This window comes from Marinomonas gallaica, from assembly GCF_049821165.1.
GTDB lineage: Bacteria > Pseudomonadota > Gammaproteobacteria > Pseudomonadales > Marinomonadaceae > Marinomonas > Marinomonas gallaica.
In genome coordinates this window covers 460,741-476,097 of the sequence record NZ_CP187511.1, presented here as the reverse complement: position 1 = coordinate 476,097, position 15,357 = coordinate 460,741, and the positions used below count along the sequence as shown (strand labels likewise).

The following is a 15,357-nucleotide window of genomic DNA, read 5'->3' as shown; positions in this document are numbered from 1 at the left end:
TATGCACCTCACAAAAATGCTGAAAATCCATTAAATAGCCACCCCACAAGGGTGAATGACAGAAGCAGCATGGCAAACACCGTCGCGAGCAAACGCCACTGCATCACTTGCTTCAATAGAATAAACTCTGGGAAACTGGCGGCTACAGTACTCATGCAAAATGCCAGTGTTGTACCAATAGGCAAGCCATTCACGATCAGGCTTTCCATGACCGGAATCACGCCGGTTGCGTTGGAATACAGAGGAATACCTAAAAGAACGGCGGCTGGGACGGACCACCATTGACCGTCGCCCAAGTAACGCTCGATCCAGCCATCGGGCACAAAGCCATGTAAGGCTGCACCTAAACCAACCCCGATGATTACCCATTTCCAAACACGGCCGAAAATTTCCAGCGTTTCGTCTTTGGCAAAGCGATGACGCTCAGTAAAAGACAATTTCTCTTTCTCTTGAGTGGTTTGTAATGGTGCGTTTTGCCCAGCTTCCAGCGCTTTTTTAGCAAACGACTGCAACCAGCGCTCCGCTTTGATCGCATCTAGGAACGCCCCGCCGATAATGCCCACTGTCATACCAACGACGACGTATAAAAGCGTGAATTTCCAGCCCAATAGACTCATTAACAGCAGAATGGCGACTTCGTTGATTAGCGGGGACGTCAACAAGAAAGACATGGTGATGCCAACGGGAATGCCTGCCGAGGTAAAGCCAAGAAAGACAGGGATACTAGAACATGAGCAGAACGGGGTGATGGCTCCAAAGCCAGAGCCCAATATGTAACCAACGCCTTTATTTTTCCCTGCTAAGTAATTACGTACTTGCTCGACGTTTAGGGAGGCGCGGAGCAGTGCGATGAAATAAATCATCACGACGAGCAAAACGTAGATTTTGCTGACATCTTCAATAAAGAAATGCACTGCGTCACCGAACTTTGAGTCCGGTGATAAACTCAGTAGTTCATAAGCCAACCAATCGGCGAATTGTGTGAATACTTCAAACATGGGGCATTCCCTTATGGGCTAACCGAGTACGAGAGTGAATGAAGCCTTGTTATTCACAACAGGTCTTTGCACGTTCTGGGCGGCTTCCCATGTGATCCAATCGAGCGAGGTCTGCTGCGCAGTGCTCAAGATTTTCTGCCGCGGTGACATGAAGGACTAACTTGCTCCAAGCTGGAAGCGCCTCGTTGATACGGTAGAACACCCATTGTCCTTGTCGACGATCGGTGAGTAAGCCGCAATTGCGTAATTGAGCTAAATGACGCGATATCTTTGGCTGACTTTCTTGCAGTGCTTCCATCAGTTCACAGACACACAGCTCGCCTTCGAGCTGAATCAACATAAGGCAGCGTAGTCGAGTCTCGTCGGCTAAGCACTTATAAAACTGTGTTGGGTTGATCTCGATATCAACAACATCCCCTGACATGACGTATATCCTGTTTTTCGTTGAATATATGGTTATCCGTATATTCTAATTTAAAGATATATGAAATTTCAGATATTTAAAAGTGCTATTTTTCAGGGTAGTTAAGAGTGAACTCTTGAATTAGTTGGCGAACCCAGCGACGTAACGGATCGGCATGGGTACGTTCGTGCCAAACCTGAGTCAGACGAACGCTGGGAATGGATACGGGGGGAGTGTAAACCCGTAAATCTGGATGGTTTCGTTGCGCGGTTATAGCCACACTTTCAAAGCAGCTGGTGATGATTTGAGGGTTTTCGTTAATGATGTGCGCGGGTGCCAGATGGCTCGAAACCCCTGCGACGACATTACGCTTCTTACCTAACTTTTCCAGTTCGAGGTCCACGTCGCCGATTAAATCGCCTGATACAGAAATGACAAGATGCTCACACATAAGATAAGCATCCAGATCCAGCGTGTCAGTGATAAAGGGATTGTCTTTAGAAGCTAAGACTAAATAGTGGCGGTCGCCGATAAACTGCTGACGCATGGTATCGGGCAAACTGGTATAAAAGCCGGCAATGGCAAGATCACATTGGCCATTTTCGAGCTCCGCACGAGGCAACTCACCACGGGTGTTACGAATCACAAAACGCACATTAGGCGCTTGCTCACGCATGATTTTTAAGAGATGTGCCAAGGAACACATTTCAAAATAATCATGAGTATAGATCACAATCTTATCATTGCGTTGGCGAAAGTCTGGTTCAATTTGCGTAGCGTAGAACGCTTCTAAATTGGGCATCAATTCGCTCACTTCTTTCGCCAGCTCATGAGCTTTTGGAGTAGGAGTTAAGCCTCTTGGCGCCTTAATAAACAGAGGATCACGCCATTCGTCGCGTAGCTTGTTGAGTTTGTGACTTAACGCGGGCTGGCTGATGGACAACAGCTTCGCCGCGCGAGATGCATTGCGTTCTTGGTACAGCACGTGAAACAGCAGTAATAAATTTAAATCGCGACGAAAAATATTCATAACTCAGCCTTTAAAGCGAACAACGCGAGAAAAGGCCCGTGTTGTTGGAGGTTGTTTTTTTTGCGAGTTTTACGGCGTTTACAGGTAGCTTTAGTATCGGCGGCGGCGAGCTGGTTCATGGTCGGTAGAAATCGTAGTTTGCTTAAGTTGGCAAGATTGTCTCATGTTGCCGCTTTAATCGCATGTTCCCTAGATTGGCAGATCTGGCCGAACTGTTTTAGGAGTGGGGAAATGATAAATGTATGGTTAACGTAAAATTAGAGAGTCAGGCGCTTAGCCTTTTCAAATTAATTTGAAAAGTTGTTATGATATTACCCCTTTAGTGAATTTTATATAAATATTTCGCTTTCTTAAGGTTTGGGTTTCAAAAAGGATTTTTAAATGAAATCAAGTTTTTCGTTGCTTTTGGTGGTGTTTTTCGCTGCTTTTAAAGTTCATGCAGGTAGTGTTGAAATTGATCCAACTGATAGTAAGGCGTTTTATCAGTTAATGCCTGTTTTGATATGTCATGATGAGAATTATCTAAGTTGTCAGGGTGATTCTACACCACGTGAATGTATTGAAGAAATGAAGGTTTTTCGAGATTCTTGCTATAAAGGTGATATGAGCACTGAAAAAGAATTAAGAAATGCGATGACATGTGTAGTTAAGAGGCATAGTAAAACGTCAACTATTCAAGAGTTTGGTGAGAAGTGTGGCGGCGGTATAGATCTAAACCTTACGAAGTTAGGTAAATATGTCGAGAAAAATTATACTCAGGAAGAAATTCGTCAAATGTTGGAGTGATTAATTTAAAAATGACTAGTAGAAATTATAAATCGCGAATTCAACTCCGAAGAGCATCACTCTCTAAATTACGCTGCACTTCGTAGTTCATCGAATACGACCGCAGGTTGTCTATAGCCAAGGTACTTTCTTGATCTAAGGTTTAGCGACCTTTGCACCTTCGCAATCTCTTCATCGGTCACCGTTCTGAGGTCCGTTCCCTTAGGGATATATTGCCTCAGCAGGCCGTTAAAGTTTTCATTTAAACCACGCTCCTAGAGTGGTGCACTTATTATCTGGATTTGCGGACTATATGGTGGATAGTGCACGAAGGATTGCAATTAAAACGGCTAACCATATTGCCAACGATTTTCTAGGTGCAGGCAGGACACTAAAGTGAAAATTGAAGAAGATAAATCACCTAGTTTCACCTACTTTTTATGCGTAACGATTGCTCTACTTACTCTCAGTATCTGGGTAATCATAATGTTCGTGATGTTCTGTTATCACTTAATGGATCACTTTCTTAATGATACATCAGTTATCATGCTTAACCGAGGTGGCGCTTTTGGCCTTGGTGGTTTTATCGGATTAATATCATTGGCAGTTGGGGGTGGGATTGTTGGCGTATTGGGACAACCCCTCACAGAAAAAATAAAAAATATACTTGCTTATGGAATGGTAATTGGTATCTCTATCATGCTGTTGCTACCTATTGTAAGTTCGATCGCGATTAGCGTGTACGCTAACAATATAGGGTATATTTCTTGTGAAGAAGCAGAGTATAAACCCTCTTGGCCGATCTATCGCATTATCTATTACACACAAGATGATGCGACCTGTACTGAGCTGGTTACAGAGCTTGAGGTTGAAAGGCCTGTTCTATAAATAACTGTCTATTTCTAACGATAAGTGATGGCATCTGTGTAAAGTAAATTAGATTTTTTTGGCTTTTAATGAGTTTCAGGAAACGGTCTCTGACTATATGGTGGACAGCGCGCAAAGAATTGTAATTAGAACAGCTAACCATGTTATGGGTGATTTGCTAAATTCAGGCAGGAAACTCAAATGAAGATCGAAGAAGAAAAGACTCCCAGTTTTACCTATCTTTTATGCATAACGATAGCTCTATTTGCCTTCAGTATCTATGCAACAGTAGGGTTTTGGGACTTCTGTTATCACTTAATAGATCACTTTATTAATGATACTCCTGTTATTATCTTTGATCGAGGCGGAGCTTTTGGTCTTGGCTGCAGTATTGGGCTTTTTGCATTTGGTTTTGCTGGCGCAGTTAGAGTTATATCAGGTAAAAAAGCACCAGACTTTATTGAAAGAAAGTGTATTTTTTTTATGTTAATAGGCATAGCTTTGATAATTCTGCTACCCATTATCAGTTCGATCGCGATTAGCATGTATGCGTATAACAAGGATTATATTGATTGTGATGAAGCAGAATATAAACCTACTTGGCCCATTTATAGAACAAATTATTACACAAAAGATGATGCGACCTGCATTGAGCTGGTCGAAGAAGTGAAAAGAGACAGACCGTTTCTATAAACCATAAGCGATGATTACCATAAAAATAGCCCCAGTTGGGGCTATTTTAGACTTAGAGGTTACGTAGTAGAGGTAAATCTATTGATAGAAGTGTTTGAGTAGGTTAGTAGCGTGCTAACCAATAGGCATAAGGTGCAGGCAATACAGAAGACGCTTGTTCTTCCTCTAATGCTTTCGCTAGTTGGTAGGTGTAGCGTGGGTTAGCAAGGTAAGCACGGCCGATCAGTACTTGATCCAGTTGCCCTTCTACCACGGCACGTTCGGCGTCTTGTGGTTGATCAAACCCCCACGCAGAGGAAACCGGTAGACCTGTTTCACGACGAACGCGCTCAGCCACGTTGGCGAGCATAGACGCCCCCCAAGGGATTTTGACGTCGGGTGTTGAAAAGCCCACACTGACACTCAATAGGTCAAGTCCATTGTCTTTCAGTTGCTGAGCTAACCAGATAGATTCTTGCAGTGTTTCTTCGTCATGGCCATCGTATTCCAAGACACCAAAACGTGCGGTTAATGGCTGCTCTTGAGGCCAAACAGCGCGAACCGCTTTAAATGTGTCCAAGATAAACTTACTGCGACCTTCTTTGTCGCCGCCGTACTCATCGGTACGCTGGTTTGCATCGCGATTAAAAAAAGACTGAGCCAAGTAGCCATGGGCAAAATGCAGCTCGAGCCACTCAAAGCCTGCGTCTAAGGCACGTTGCGCTGCGGCGACAAAATCTTGTGTGACTCGCTCGATGTCCGCGCGGGTCATTTCTTTAGGTGTTTTTGGTAAGTTGGCACCAAAGGCTACTGCCGATGGCGCAATCGTGTCCCAGCCGCGCGGATCACCCTCAGCAAGATGATCATCACCATCCCACGGGCGGTTGGCGCTGGCTTTGCGGCCTGCATGGGCAATTTGAATGCCTGGTACGCTGCCATTTGCTTTAATGGACTGGGCGATTCTTTTCAGTTCGTTAGCTTGTTCGTCATTCCAAAGACCAAGGCAGTTGGGGGAAATACGGCCTTCGGGTGAGACGGCTGTAGCTTCGACGACGACCAGACCCGCGCCGCCGCGAGCGAGCTCGGCATAGTGCTGCTGATGCCAATCATTGGCAAGGCCGTCTTGATCAGCACTGTATTGGCACATCGGTGGGATACCTATACGGTTTTTTAGGGTAATGTTCTTTAGTTGAAATGGTGTGAATAACTGAGCCATGAAGCTGCTCCTCTTGTAATGGAGATAGCTGGCGAACGTGGGTTAGCCAGTGAGTAAGTGGCTCCTATGATAGGGCGTTATCATTATTCATAAATTGATATTTTTGGATAACAGTCATTTAAAATTCGAATATCTATTAGATGTTAACAAGGTCGGTGTTATGCAAACTTGGATTATTTTATTCGTGGCCATTCTTTCTGAAGTGATTGCCACCTCCGCCTTAAAAGCCAGCGAAGGGTTCTCTAAGTTGGGGCCAAGTGTGTTAGTTGTGGTGGGGTATGCGTTGGCGTTTTACTTTTTGTCGCTGACATTGAAAGTGATGTCGGTCGGCATTGCTTATGCTATCTGGGCAGGGCTTGGAATTGTCTTAACGGCGATTATAGGGTGGTTGATATTCGAACAGAAGCTCGACACCGCGGCTCTTGTAGGGATGGGGTTGATACTTTTGGGCGTAATTGTGATTAATTTGTTTTCAAACGCAAGTGGGCATTAATTCGTCGCAAACAGGATAGTGATTTGACCGACCTCAGCGTAATTTGCCATAAGTCAATTTGGCATATTAGAGGTATTCTATGTTTAGCTTATTAAGCAAATATCAATGCGCAAAAGAATTGGGTTTACCCATTGCTGCATTTATTGCATTGCTGCTATTTAGCGCAATTTTCACTTATTTCTGCCCTGAAAGTGGCTGGTCTACTTTCTTTGCCATTTTACCGCTTGTTCCCGCTATTTGGGCGGTTCGCACGACCGTTCGCCTAGTGAAGCAAATGGAAACGATGTTGCAAGAACAGCAGCTTGTTAACTTTGCCACCAGCTTTGTTGTGGTTGGCTTAGTGACGTTCACTTACGGCTTCTTGTCTTGCTTTGCAGATTACCCAAGCCTGCCGCTGATCCTTGTAGCACCGCTGATGGTCGCTGTTTGGGTGGTAACGGATCTGCTAGCGAAGCGTCGCAACAAGTAATTCGTTCGGCGATCCCACTTTTCTTATGGCTGTAAAGCCATGTTTTTTCTGCCAAATTGCATTCCTCCCGGACAATAGGACAGCCTGATATTTGCAATAATCAGGTTGTCCTTGTGCAACAGTTGTAGCAAAGTAATGGCTTTTTAAGGACGATTAAAATGGCCAGCTTACTCAGTCTGTTCGCCCTCGCTGCACTGTGGGGAAGTTCTTTCCTGTTTATGCGTATCGCAGCACTGCCGATGGGCCCAGCGTTGATGATCGAAGCGCGCGTTGGATTGGCGGCTGTGACACTGTTGATCGTTGCTATCATTCTGCGCAAACGTTTATCGTTCTTCTCTCATGTTAAGCATTATTTTATTCTCGGCTTATTCAGTACGGCTTTGCCATTTATTTTGATTGCGTATGCCGCGCAGACGTTAAACGCTTCGACGCTTTCTATTTTGAACTCAACCGCACCAATATGGGGAGCGCTGATAGGTGCTTTCTGGGGACGAAACCCATTGACGCGTAGTGTCTTGCTTGGGTTGGCGCTGGGAGTGTTAGGGGTCAGTGTATTGGTTGGAAAAGAGGCGCGATTGGTGGGCATCGATGCAATTGTTCCTATGTGTTGCAGTGTGATGGCAGCGTTTTGCTACGGTATTGCCACGAACTACACAAAAATCGCGCCAAAAGTGCCTTCGTTTAATAATGCTCATGGCAGTATGTGGGGGGCAACGATTCTGCTATTGCCTTTGGCGTTATTGATGCCTGCACGTGAGCCGATTACGTTAGACATTGGCTTGCCGGTCTTGGCACTTGGTATCTTTTGTACTGGTTTAGCGTATGTGTTGTATTTTCGTCTAGTGGACGACATCGGCGCTGCTTCAGCATTATCGGTGACCTTCTTGGTCCCTGTATTTGGTATCTTGTGGGGGCATTTATTTTTAGGGGAACCTGTGGGCTGGAATACACTCATAGGTACTTTGCTTGTGCTATCTGGTACGTCTTTGGTCACGGGCTTTTCCGTTACTCGAGCCATACGTAATGTTCGCCGAGCAGACCAATAGAAGACAATTAAGGAGACGGTTTTGTCGTCGTTTAAAGAGCGTTTAGAAAAAGCGCATGCTGAGCTGCAGGCCCAGGGTGTGTGGCTATCAAACTACAAACCACCAATGTTTAGTTTGCTGCGTATGCTGGGTATTAAAGTCCCGCCGCCGTACTACATTGGCTTTCATTTGAATGCCATCATCGCTTTTTGGTATTTTGCGCTGATCATCTTCTTGGTCATGTATTTTGGCATTTTAGGCAGCTCAGATACCTTTCAAACTGCGATGGACAAAGCGCTGTTGTGGGGTTTTGTTTATGGCATAGGGATGGCGGTTTTTTATACCATTCGTCGCCGAAAATTATCACTCAGTGACTGGTCGTCGCTGTAACTATTTATAGGAATCTATATGTCTAGCAAAGTTTATTGTGTTGCGCAGTTCTTGCCAAAAGAAGGTCAAGAAAAAGCGCTGTTTGAAGTATTGCAAAGCCTTGAGCCAAACACCTTACGTGAAGATGGCTGTCTTCAATACCGTGTGACGCGACAAATAGCCAGCCCGTTTGCGGATGGCAAGAGTTTCCCAATTGCCTTTCACGAGCAATGGGCCGATATGGCGTCGTTTGAAGCGCACTGCCAGCGACAGGAAATCGCTACATTCTTTGAAAAGTACTGCCAAGCAGACGACGGCTTAGCAGCGGATTGGAATGTCTGTATTTACTCTGACGAGCCTGCTGATTTTGATGCCCCTGTGTTTGAGTAACTAAGACTTATTTTTCAGCGTGATGCGATCCGCGTTAATGACGCGATTTCGACCGTGTTGTTTGCCGTAATACATGGCTTTATCAGCCCGTTCGATGACGCTGACTAAGGGCTCTTGGTGTCGTGCTAGTGCGACACCAATGGTCACGCTGATTTGAATCGTTGCGTCATCCTGATGAACGATTGGCGTGTGGTACACCGTATGTCGAATAAGCTCTGCCAGTGCTTCGGCCTGCTTAGCTTGCGCGGCACACAGCATAATGATGAATTCCTCCCCGCCATAGCGGTACATCGATTGATCTATATTCAATACATCATGCATTCGCATAGCCAACTGTTGTAACACGGTATCGCCCATATTATGCCCGTATAGGTCGTTAATCGATTTGAAGTGGTCCACATCGATAAACATTAAGGCTAATACGCCAGTGCATTGTTGCTGCTGAGCGCGAAACTCTTGTATTAAGCGTTGACGTAACGGTAAACCGGTTAGGTTATCAATTTGGGTGTAATGGTAAATGGCTTGGGTTTTGAAGTAGGCCAAGTGATCGATCAGCTCGGCTTGGCAGCGCTCGAAGTGTTCTAAATCTTCGATATTGCCCGCCAGCCCTTGGCTGATCGGTCGTGCTAAATTTCGAATAGTATCGTGCATTTGTTGGTGCACGGTCACTAAACGTTGGGTTTGCTCGGCATTGATGGATGTAAACGTGATGAGGTGTTGCGCTAAAAACTGGCCAAATTGGCATAGATGGTGGGCATCGTTATGCATGACGTCATCATCCGGAAATGAGCGCAGCACGGTGCAGCGTAAAATCCTACGACTCCACTCAAGGTGAGCTTGTTGCCCTGCATCAAGAGCGGTAACAAATTCTTGGAAATCGAATTTTTGCACGATTAGACCATAAACTAGATTTATGAATGTAATGTCAGTTTATCTTAGCCCAATCGAATGATCTATCGTTTGTCGAAGTGGCTTGGTATTGTGCTAAGTCAGTACTGAAGCGCAATGATCAGCAGGAAAAATGACCTAGAAGCCTTATTTAGTAAGGCTTCTAGGTATAAAACGTCAACCGGAATGTTAGCTGCTTTGCATGGCAATTCATAGAATACAAAGTATAAGGCGTACTTATCAAAACCACATTCCAGTCGCGCTGGGAGTAAGGCATACAGCAAGTTTCTGGTCGGCAGCAGAGTTCACATGTTTCACTAATACCGACGCTAAAACTACTGTAAGCAGGGTTGGTAAGCTAACCAAACCATAAATGTTATAGTATAACATTTATGGTGAAATGCAATACTTCTTTAAATGGAATGTTAGTACGCAGTCTGAGTGCTGAAATTATTGCGCCCACGTTAACTCATTTAAGTAATAGCTTCGTTCATACGGGTCAAAGCGGAATCCATTCAAGCGCTTGCTTACGGCAGTTTGTTGTACGTAGTAAGCGATTGGTATTACAGGCTTCTCGTCATAGATGACTTGTGCAATCTGCTGAGCTTTTTGTTTGTAAACGACAGGGTCGAGCTCAGTGACTAGAGACTTAAGTAGCGTTTGTACACTTGTATTCGCCCAATTCATACTGCCCCAGTCGCTGCCTTGAAGTGTACTGAAGTCGTCTATTAATACTGTTAGTGGGTCGGCGATGATTCCATAACTGCGCGAGATAAGAGCGGTTTCGAGCGAGCCATTTGAGTGAGCGATTGGGATGGCGCTGAAATGTTTGATTTCAATATTGAGCTTGATGCCGAGCTGTTTCCACTGATCTTGGATGACAGTTGCGACCTCAGCCAGTTCTGGACGGAGAAGGTAGGTCAACATGTCAATTTCAAAGCGCACTTCGTTTTTTTCGAGCCAACCATCGCGGTTTTTCGTCCAGCCTTGTTGTGTCAGTAATTCGCTCGCTTTTGCCATATCTTGCTGCATTGATGTTTCTGCTAAATACCAGTCGCCCATTGATGGCGGCATTAATTGGGCTGAAGCAGACTGGGGGGTTCGCAGTATTGCAATGGCAATACCTTGTCGGTCGATGGCAAGACTGAGGGCTTGGCGTGTCTTAATGTCCTTCAAATAAGGGTGCTCTGCATTGAGCTTAATTGCGACGGTGCGAGGCAGTTCGGAGCGCATGATATTGAGATTGGGCTGTCGTTGCAGTGTTCCAATGATAATCGGGTCTAAATCAAAAATAATATCGGATTTGCCGCTTCGAGCTTGCAGCATGCGGGCTTCGGTGCGAAGCCCTGTCAAATAGCGGGCATAAGGAATGGCGGCTTTTTTACCCCAGTAACGATCAAACTTTTTAACCACCAAACGATAAGGGGGGGTTATTTTGTAGGCCGAATAAGGCCCCGTGCCAATGAGCTGTGTCTCAATACTTTCTTGATCATAAGACTCTGTATCAATGATGCCGCTCGAATGGTGTGCTAAGATAGCTCCGAGTGGCTGGTAGGGGCTATTGAGAAAAATATCAATATATTGGTCGCTCTCTGAAGAGATAACCCTGACAGGAACGTTTCTCCAGACGCTGGCATGTTTCACAGCGTTATGTAAGACTTTGACGACCGCCGCCGTTGTGAGCGTTTTGTCGTTATGAAAAACAACTCCGTCGCGCAGCGACAACCTCCAATGCGTGCCTTCCTCTAGGATTTGCCAATCGGTTGCAAGTCCTGGTAGCAAATTGCCTTGGCGATCAATGTTCAGCAAGGTTTCGACCACTTGCATACGGGTAAACACATAGCCATAGCGTGACAAATCTAGATTCTGGAATTCAAAACTAGCACTAATATTGACTGTATTGGTCTGCGTAGGTTCAGCTTTTATCGATGCATTGGCCTCGAAAAATAGCGAAAACATAACGACCATAGATATCGCTTTTGAGAAAGACATGGTAATGGCGAGACCTTAAATTACATAAGTAATGTTCAATATACGTTCACTTAAAGATTATAGGCTTTAAATACGCATGAAAGATTTTCATGTTCTGAATGCACTTTAAGCGACGTATAACAAAAAACCAGTGTGTTTATGAATAATAGGCTGGTTGAGATGTTTTTTCTGAAATTTTGAGTGGAGAGATTGTGAACTAATGTGTACAATTTTCGGTCGAAATTCTGATTTAAGTCAAAATTGATTATATAATGATCAATTCTGTTCTGTCACAAGTCAACAACGTAGGTATCCGATAGTGGATGATAAACAAACCAGCAACATGATGAGCAATTTTGGCGAGCTACGCCAGCCTCTTCAGTCTCTGAAGTGGGCGGCTCGTTTGAATGCGTTTGTTTTAGCTGTCGTCGCGGTGAATCTGATTATTTTTCCGCTCGGTGGCGCTTATGATCCAAGTGACTTTTTCCACACGGTCTTCAAAGACCTTCCGCTTATCTCCCTGTATGCCTTCTTTGGCATGATCAGCCTCTTTGTGTTTGTCTACTGGCTATTTATGCCTAGTGGGCAATTTGTGTTGCCGGAAAGAAACCGTCGCAACATAAAGCCACCGCGTCAGGTGGTTATTCGACAAGCCAACTACCGTAAGGTATCTGCTTGTCGTGCACCTCCCGTTTCTGCTTAAAGAGTTTTGCGGATTAACTAACGACTCATCCGAGTTTGCGGTTAGTCACGTACTCTTTGAGTGCACGCATTACTCCCGCGCGGAAAAGTTACCGGCCTGAGCCGGTCTGAAATCCTGTCATCGTTTCGATGTCAGCCTACGTCAATCTGGGTTAGAGGATGAATCTCTTGTTAACTCGTAACTTAAGTAAAGTCGCTTTGGCAGCACTAGTAGCATTACTAGCTGGTTGTCAGGGTGGTGTGCTTGACCCGAAAGGACAAATCGGTGTGATGGAGAAGGAGCTGATTATTACAGCTACGATCCTAATGCTGCTTGTTGTGGTTCCGGTGATTCTCATGACTCTTTACTTCGCGTGGAAGTATCGCGAAGGTCGTGGTGAAGCATATGAGCCAAAATGGTCACACTCCACAAAAATTGAAACCGTAGTATGGGTTATTCCAATTATCATCATTGCGATTCTTGGTGTAATTACTTACAAATCAACGCATGCGTTGAACCCGTACAAGCCTATCGAATCTGAAGAAGAGCCGATCACTGTTGAAGTGGTATCTCTTAACTGGAAATGGTTATTCATTTACCCAGATCTTGGTATCGCTACGGTAAATGAGTTGGCGTTCCCTGCGAATGTTCCTGTGAACTTCAAAATCACGTCTGCCGGAACAATGAACTCATTCTTCATCCCACAATTGGGTAGCCAAATCTACTCTATGGCGGGCATGGAAACGAAGCTTCATTTGATCGCAGACGAACCGGGTACGTTCAAGGGTATTTCAGCAAACTACTCTGGTCATGGCTTTACAGGCATGAAATTCGAAGCGATCGCGACACCAACGCGTGAAGACTTCCAAGAGTGGGTTGAAGGCGTTAAAGCTAGCGGTGAAACACTGTCTACTGAACGTTATGAAGAGCTTGTTGAGCCGACTGAATACCACCCAGTCGAGTACTTTGCATCGGTTAAAGATGGCTTGTACTTCGATATCATCTGGGAATACATGGGCGATATGGGGCGCATCGATTTCTACGGTAAGCCTGAATACGGTGCACAGCTTCCTGAGGGCGTAATCCTTCCTCAGCGTGAGCAAAAGAGTACTACCCATGAAGCTGAGGAGGCCTCTCACTAATGAATCTTCTAGGTAAATTGTCTTGGGATGCGATCCCTCATGACCCAATTGTCCTAGTTACCCTTGCTATCGTAGCGATTGGTGGCGCGGCTTTGTTCGTGTTCATGACGTTGGCGAAGAAATGGGGCTGGCTATGGCGTGAATGGTTGACGTCTGTCGACCACAAACGTTTGGGTATCATGTACATCATTCTTGCGCTAGTAATGCTGGTTCGTGGTTTCGCGGACGCCATTATGATGCGTACACAGCTTGCTGTGGCAACCAATGGTTCGGAAGGTTACTTACCACCGCACCACTATGACCAGATCTTTACGGCACACGGTGTCATCATGATCATCTTTATGGCGATGCCATTTATGATTGGTTTGATGAACATTGTCGTGCCACTACAGATCGGTGCGCGTGACGTTGCCTTCCCATTCCTGAACAACCTATCTTTCTGGTTGGCAGTGTCTGGTGCGTTGCTGGTAAACATCTCTCTAGGTCTTGGTGAATTCGCAATGACAGGCTGGGTAGCTTACCCACCATTGTCAGGGCTTGAATTCAGTCCGGGAACTGGGGTGGATTACTACATATGGGCGTTGCAGATATCCGGTATCGGTACCACTCTAACGGGTGTGAACTTCTTAGTCACTGTACTTAAGATGCGTGCACCTGGCATGAAGTTGATGGATATGCCTATCTTTACTTGGACCTGTACTTGGGCCAATGTATTGATCGTAGCGTCTTTCCCGATCCTGACGGCTGCGCTAGCCATGTTGACGCTTGACCGTTACTTGGATTTCCACTTCTTCACTAACGACCTTGGCGGGAACTCGATGATGTACATCAACTTGTTCTGGGCATGGGGTCACCCTGAAGTGTATATCTTGGTACTGCCAGCATTTGGTATGTTCTCGGAAATCGTATCGACTTTCTCGGGTAAGCGATTATTCGGTCACAAGTCGATGATTTACGCATCCGGTGCGATTTCTATCCTTGGCTTTATCGTATGGCTGCATCACTTCTTTACCATGGGGTCGAGCGCGAACGTTAACGCCTTCTTCGGTATCATGACGATGATCATCGCGATTCCGACCGGTGTGAAGCTGTTCAACTGGCTATTTACTATGTACAAAGGTCGCATTCGTATGACTGTGCCAATGTACTGGGTAATGGGTTTCATGATCACCTTCTCTATTGGTGGTATGACAGGTGTATTGCTTGCCATCCCTGGTGCGGACTACGTATTGCATAACTCTTTGTTCCTAATCGCTCACTTCCATAACACGATTATAGGTGGTGCAGTGTTTGGTTACCTAGCGGGCTTCGCTTTCTGGTTCCCGAAAGCAATGGGCTTCCACCTAGATCCAAAACTGGGCAAGGTGTCTTTCTGGTGTTGGTTCATCGGCTTCTTCCTAGCATTCATGCCACTTTATGTGCTTGGTTTCCTAGGTATGACGCGTCGTCTAAACCATACAGACAACCCAGACTGGAACGTTTGGTTATACATCGCAGCAGTCGGTGCGTTTGTCATCGCTATTGGTATCGCAGCGTTCGTTCTTCAATTGATTCTTGGCTTCAAGAACAAAGACAAGAACTTGGACAAAACTGGCGATCCATGGAATGGCCACACTCTAGAATGGTCTCTAGCGTCTCCACCACAGTTCTACAACTTCGCGAAAATTCCGCACGTTGAAGACTTGGATGCGTTCACTGACATGAAAGAGAAAGGCACAGCGTACCAGCGTCATGCGAGCTACGAGCCTATCCACATGCCAAGCAACACCAATGCAGGTCCAATCATGGGTCTACTAGCGACAGCGATGGGCTTTGCCTTGATCTGGCACATTTGGTGGTTAGCTGGTGCAAGCTTCATCGGCTTGATCGTTGCCTTCATTTTCCGTGCTTACGCAAGTAATACTGATTACTACGTACAGCCTGATGAAGTAGCACGTATCGAGAATGAACACCTAGATAACGTGGCGAAGGGGTAAT

Annotated in this window: 17 protein-coding genes and 1 pseudogene; 11 read left to right on the top strand and 7 right to left on the bottom strand. The window is 45.5% G+C overall.

Features of this window, described 5'->3' with window-relative positions; all coding sequences use genetic code 11:
- Positions 1-8: 8 nt before the first annotated feature.
- The 3 genes from ACPUEK_RS02215 to ACPUEK_RS02205 all read right to left on the bottom strand — a co-directional run bounded on the left by ACPUEK_RS02215 (position 9) and on the right by ACPUEK_RS02205 (position 2,431).
- Positions 9-998, bottom strand: coding sequence for a permease (locus tag ACPUEK_RS02215; protein WP_425642180.1), 990 nt, complete (start codon positions 996-998; stop codon positions 9-11).
- 49 nt (positions 999-1,047) lie between these two features.
- On the bottom strand, positions 1,048-1,422 hold the full coding sequence (locus ACPUEK_RS02210; RefSeq protein WP_425642179.1) for a metalloregulator ArsR/SmtB family transcription factor: 375 nt from the start codon (positions 1,420-1,422) through the stop codon (positions 1,048-1,050).
- 85 nt (positions 1,423-1,507) lie between these two features.
- A complete protein-coding gene (locus ACPUEK_RS02205; RefSeq protein ID WP_425642178.1) occupies positions 1,508-2,431 on the bottom strand; it encodes a LysR family transcriptional regulator in 924 nt (307 codons plus the stop codon).
- Between the two features lie 381 nt (positions 2,432-2,812).
- On the opposite strand from ACPUEK_RS02205, the gene ACPUEK_RS02200 reads away from it, so the two are divergent.
- Positions 2,813-3,217 carry a hypothetical protein gene (locus tag ACPUEK_RS02200; RefSeq protein WP_067220436.1) on the top strand — a complete coding sequence of 135 codons (405 nt, stop codon included), beginning with the start codon at positions 2,813-2,815 and terminating at the stop codon, positions 3,215-3,217.
- A 68-nt stretch (positions 3,218-3,285) separates the two neighbouring features.
- Here ACPUEK_RS02200 and ACPUEK_RS02195 read toward each other — a convergent pair.
- Positions 3,286-3,471, bottom strand: a pseudogene (locus ACPUEK_RS02195) (IS30 family transposase); the annotation flags it as partial.
- A 121-nt stretch (positions 3,472-3,592) separates the two neighbouring features.
- On the opposite strand from ACPUEK_RS02195, the gene ACPUEK_RS02190 reads away from it, so the two are divergent.
- Both ACPUEK_RS02190 and ACPUEK_RS02185 read left to right on the top strand, forming a co-directional pair.
- Positions 3,593-4,084 (top strand): hypothetical protein, encoded by a 492-nt coding sequence (locus ACPUEK_RS02190; protein ID WP_425642177.1) that lies wholly within the window; start codon positions 3,593-3,595, stop codon positions 4,082-4,084.
- A gap of 180 nt (positions 4,085-4,264) precedes the next feature.
- The gene (locus tag ACPUEK_RS02185; RefSeq protein WP_425642176.1) at positions 4,265-4,756 is read left to right on the top strand and encodes a hypothetical protein; all 492 of its coding nucleotides are present in this window, start codon (positions 4,265-4,267) and stop codon (positions 4,754-4,756) included.
- Between the two features lie 103 nt (positions 4,757-4,859).
- Here the strand turns inward: ACPUEK_RS02185 and ACPUEK_RS02180 are convergent, their stop codons facing one another.
- Positions 4,860-5,951: an NADH:flavin oxidoreductase/NADH oxidase gene (locus tag ACPUEK_RS02180; RefSeq protein WP_067220447.1), complete on the bottom strand. Its 1,092-nt coding sequence runs from the start codon at positions 5,949-5,951 to the stop codon at positions 4,860-4,862.
- Positions 5,952-6,111: 160 nt separating this feature from the next.
- Between ACPUEK_RS02180 and ACPUEK_RS02175 the strand changes: the two genes are divergently transcribed.
- The 5 genes from ACPUEK_RS02175 (at position 6,112) to ACPUEK_RS02155 (ending at position 8,697) form a co-directional block, all read left to right on the top strand.
- On the top strand, positions 6,112-6,444 hold the full coding sequence (locus ACPUEK_RS02175; protein ID WP_067220451.1) for a DMT family transporter: 333 nt from the start codon (positions 6,112-6,114) through the stop codon (positions 6,442-6,444).
- Positions 6,445-6,523: 79 nt separating this feature from the next.
- Entirely contained in the window at positions 6,524-6,913 is a 390-nt protein-coding gene (locus ACPUEK_RS02170; RefSeq protein ID WP_425642175.1) for a hypothetical protein, read from the top strand.
- Between the two features lie 158 nt (positions 6,914-7,071).
- Positions 7,072-7,959: a DMT family transporter gene (locus ACPUEK_RS02165; RefSeq protein ID WP_067220458.1), complete on the top strand. Its 888-nt coding sequence runs from the start codon at positions 7,072-7,074 to the stop codon at positions 7,957-7,959.
- 21 nt (positions 7,960-7,980) lie between these two features.
- Complete coding sequence (locus tag ACPUEK_RS02160) at positions 7,981-8,328, top strand: DUF6404 family protein (protein WP_067035007.1); 348 nt, start codon at positions 7,981-7,983, stop codon at positions 8,326-8,328.
- Between the two features lie 18 nt (positions 8,329-8,346).
- Positions 8,347-8,697: a putative quinol monooxygenase gene (locus tag ACPUEK_RS02155; RefSeq protein ID WP_067220462.1), complete on the top strand. Its 351-nt coding sequence runs from the start codon at positions 8,347-8,349 to the stop codon at positions 8,695-8,697.
- On the opposite strand, the gene ACPUEK_RS02150 is transcribed toward ACPUEK_RS02155, so the two are convergent.
- Together ACPUEK_RS02150 and ACPUEK_RS02145 are read right to left on the bottom strand one after the other, a co-directional pair.
- Positions 8,698-9,588 (bottom strand): diguanylate cyclase domain-containing protein, encoded by an 891-nt coding sequence (locus ACPUEK_RS02150; protein ID WP_425642174.1) that lies wholly within the window; start codon positions 9,586-9,588, stop codon positions 8,698-8,700.
- A 447-nt stretch (positions 9,589-10,035) separates the two neighbouring features.
- Positions 10,036-11,577 (bottom strand): ABC transporter substrate-binding protein, encoded by a 1,542-nt coding sequence (locus tag ACPUEK_RS02145; protein WP_425642173.1) that lies wholly within the window; start codon positions 11,575-11,577, stop codon positions 10,036-10,038.
- A gap of 298 nt (positions 11,578-11,875) precedes the next feature.
- On the opposite strand from ACPUEK_RS02145, the gene ACPUEK_RS02140 reads away from it, so the two are divergent.
- The 3 genes from ACPUEK_RS02140 to cyoB all read left to right on the top strand — a co-directional run bounded on the left by ACPUEK_RS02140 (position 11,876) and on the right by cyoB (position 15,356).
- Positions 11,876-12,259 carry a hypothetical protein gene (locus tag ACPUEK_RS02140; RefSeq protein ID WP_067034996.1) on the top strand — a complete coding sequence of 128 codons (384 nt, stop codon included), beginning with the start codon at positions 11,876-11,878 and terminating at the stop codon, positions 12,257-12,259.
- A gap of 158 nt (positions 12,260-12,417) precedes the next feature.
- Positions 12,418-13,380 carry a ubiquinol oxidase subunit II gene (gene cyoA, locus ACPUEK_RS02135; protein ID WP_067034993.1) on the top strand — a complete coding sequence of 321 codons (963 nt, stop codon included), beginning with the start codon at positions 12,418-12,420 and terminating at the stop codon, positions 13,378-13,380.
- A complete protein-coding gene (cyoB, locus tag ACPUEK_RS02130) occupies positions 13,380-15,356 on the top strand; it encodes a cytochrome o ubiquinol oxidase subunit I (protein WP_425642172.1) in 1,977 nt (658 codons plus the stop codon). The genes cyoA and cyoB overlap by 1 nt, the downstream gene beginning before the upstream one ends.
- Position 15,357: the final 1 nt, after the last annotated feature.